Source organism: Pseudomonas sp. FSL R10-2964 (assembly GCF_009600035.1).
GTDB classification, from domain to species: Bacteria; Pseudomonadota; Gammaproteobacteria; order Pseudomonadales; family Pseudomonadaceae; genus Aquipseudomonas; species Aquipseudomonas bubulae.
This window is the reverse complement of the sequence record NZ_WIWH01000082.1, coordinates 1-2,362: the sequence shown is the minus strand read 5'-3', so window position 1 is coordinate 2,362 and position 2,362 is coordinate 1. Positions and strand designations below refer to the sequence as shown.

Annotated in this window: 4 protein-coding genes; 3 read left to right on the top strand and 1 reads right to left on the bottom strand. The window is 58.2% G+C overall.

What is annotated here, in order from left to right:
* Nucleotides 1-292: 292 nt before the first annotated feature.
* From GHN92_RS23495 to GHN92_RS23485, 3 genes are read left to right on the top strand one after another with little or no spacing between them, the layout of a single operon-like run.
* Nucleotides 293-610, top strand: a complete 318-nt coding sequence (locus GHN92_RS23495; protein ID WP_073510850.1) for a hypothetical protein — start codon at nucleotides 293-295, stop codon at nucleotides 608-610.
* Nucleotides 607-867: a hypothetical protein gene (locus tag GHN92_RS23490; RefSeq protein ID WP_010657466.1), complete on the top strand. Its 261-nt coding sequence runs from the start codon at nucleotides 607-609 to the stop codon at nucleotides 865-867. The genes GHN92_RS23495 and GHN92_RS23490 overlap by 4 nt, the downstream gene beginning before the upstream one ends.
* Entirely contained in the window at nucleotides 864-1,112 is a 249-nt protein-coding gene (locus GHN92_RS23485) for a hypothetical protein (protein WP_073515002.1), read from the top strand. Before GHN92_RS23490 ends, GHN92_RS23485 begins: the two co-directional genes overlap by 4 nt.
* 31 nt (nucleotides 1,113-1,143) lie before the next feature.
* Here the strand turns inward: GHN92_RS23485 and GHN92_RS23480 are convergent, their stop codons facing one another.
* Nucleotides 1,144-1,563, bottom strand: a complete 420-nt coding sequence (locus tag GHN92_RS23480; RefSeq protein ID WP_073515003.1) for a hypothetical protein — start codon at nucleotides 1,561-1,563, stop codon at nucleotides 1,144-1,146.
* Nucleotides 1,564-2,362: the final 799 nt, after the last annotated feature.

Genomic DNA, 2,362 nt, shown 5'->3' with positions numbered 1-2,362 from the left:
GTTATCACTCCACACGATTTTGTCTACGATGTAGACGTTGTCTACTCATATTTGAGTATTCCACTATCAGTGGAATATCGCAACTATTTGCTAATCATTTATGAGCACTCACTATCATCGACCCAGTGCGAATAACGCCGCTTATGTTCAAAAGGCCCCCACACTTGAGAGAGTGCTGGGGGCCTTTTTTTCTGGGCACGGAAACCAACTCCCCCCTACACTGGTACGCCAGCCCCCCCTGCTGTGGTTTTACGCGTAGTGGGCCACTGACTCGGAACAGGACACCACCGCCATGCCGTTACCCGTCACGCCCTATTATGAGCGCCGTCTGCGCGACCTGCGCACGCTATCCCCTGCGGCTGCCGCACTGGCCGAGCGCATCGCCTTGGACCTGCAGCCGCAAATGCTGGCCACCTCGACCGAGACGTTGGAGGCGCAGTTACTGGATCACCTGCAGGAAGTGGCTGAGCAACAGACGCGTTGTGTGACTCGACTCTGGGACTGGTTAAACGCCGTGGTCAGCGCCGGAGCGCTGACGCCACCACAGGCGGCAGCGTTTGCCTGTGAAGCCGCGACCTTGGGCGGCCCGTCCGGAGTGGTGCCCGAATGAGCGGCCGTTACGGTAACGGCAGCGACCCGTTAGCCGCGATCAGTACGTCGCCTGAAGTGCTGGCCACACTGCGCCGTCGAATGACTGCCATCGAGCTCGCCGCCGACACCCTGCAGGTGCATCTGGCCAGCGAGCGGGCGCAAGGTTTTGTTGAGATGCTGGAAGAGCTCAAGGTGCTTAAGCCGGCCGACATTGAAAGCCTGTACCTGATCATTGATGACGCCGCTCAGGCGCGCGTCACGGCGTTGCTGCTGTGATCGGGGACGGGATTCACGAAGACGCGCTGCAGCACCTGGTGCAACAGAGCGCGGTCAGGGAGTTTGTCGTCGGCCGCGATACCACCCGTACCAAGTGGACGTTTTCGGTACGCCTCGGCGGGCCGCACTCGCGGCTGATTCCAGTACGGTCGAGGCGGGAGGTGATTCGTACCTGGGCCAGCCTGACGGCGGTGGGTCGCTTTGCCGAAGGGCTCGGCGTGCGAGGCTTTGCGGTGGAACTGTGAAGTTTCGCGCCCGCGAAACTGGCCACGGCTTTTAGTTATCGAGAGCGTCGAGCAAATTTGCCCAAGTAGGGGCTTCCCCTGGCTTCGTGTTGTGAGGCAATGCAGGTTTAGGCTCGGGTTTATGCTCGATCAGCCGAAGTGATTGTTGCAGCTCTTGTATCTCTGCACGCAGCAATCGAACCTCTTCAACCAGCGAGTGTAGGGCTGGGTGTAGGGCGTCAATTTCAGGTGTAGGGGAAGTGTAGGGTGAGGGTGTCGGGTCAAGTGTAGGGCGGTGTAGGGTGATCCCCTGTGGTTCGCCATAAACACGGATCATTTCTGATAGGTCGATAACCTTTTGCCCTTTACCGTCTAGGCCAGCAGTTACGCGGCCTTTAGACACGGCCTCATGCAATGTTGAACGGTGTAAACCGTAGAGTTTTGCCATGCGGCCGATGGTTAATTTTGCCATGTAGGGCAGTGTCGGGTTCTGTCTGTAGGGTGCCCTACAGTCTACTGCTATTTATGAGACTTAACCGACCATTCCCTAACGCGGTCCGGTGGACCTTGTTGGCTACCGTGCTGGTAGGCAGCACAGCTGCCAGACCCACACGGCAGCTTGTGAAAGACACAGGGTTTGCGCTGAGCGAGCAAACGCAATATCTTTGGGTAATAGATACATAGCATTAAAACGAAAAAACCCTGCCAAGGCAGGGTTTCATTCGGGCCAGCGGCGACTGCAATCGCTCTGGCCAAGGTCTCGGGGAATCTCTGCTTTTCGGTGCGGGGAACGAGACCTGGTAAGCCAATTCTGTCGGGAAAACTCCCGTCTGTCCAGCTTCCAGCCTCCCCCGACACCTCTTCCCGACGCTTGGAATCAAGATGCTTTGGGCCCGGGAAGTAATAGCTGCCGATCAAGGGGATCTCTTCACGGCAGCCGGTATAGCCGGTTAGGTGCGACCCGCAAGGGCGAGAAGGCAATGGCAGGGCAGCGTAAAAACCCAACCACGGGCGCTGTCACTGTCCTAAAACCCACCAACCGCCAGACGCCGAAGAGGGCAGGGGGCGCAGTGGTAAACAATCCCCGAAAGTCTGGAACGCCTGTTGGGAGTGGGAGCCGGGTGGTCGCACCTGGAACAAAATCCTCACTGCGTGGAGTCATGCGAGACGCTTTTTTTAAAAGCCGATCGTAGGGGCTCCCACGCCAGTGGGAGCCATCAAGTGCGTCGCGCAGCCATCATTATTGCCGCCAGTGGGCGGCCTTAGACTGG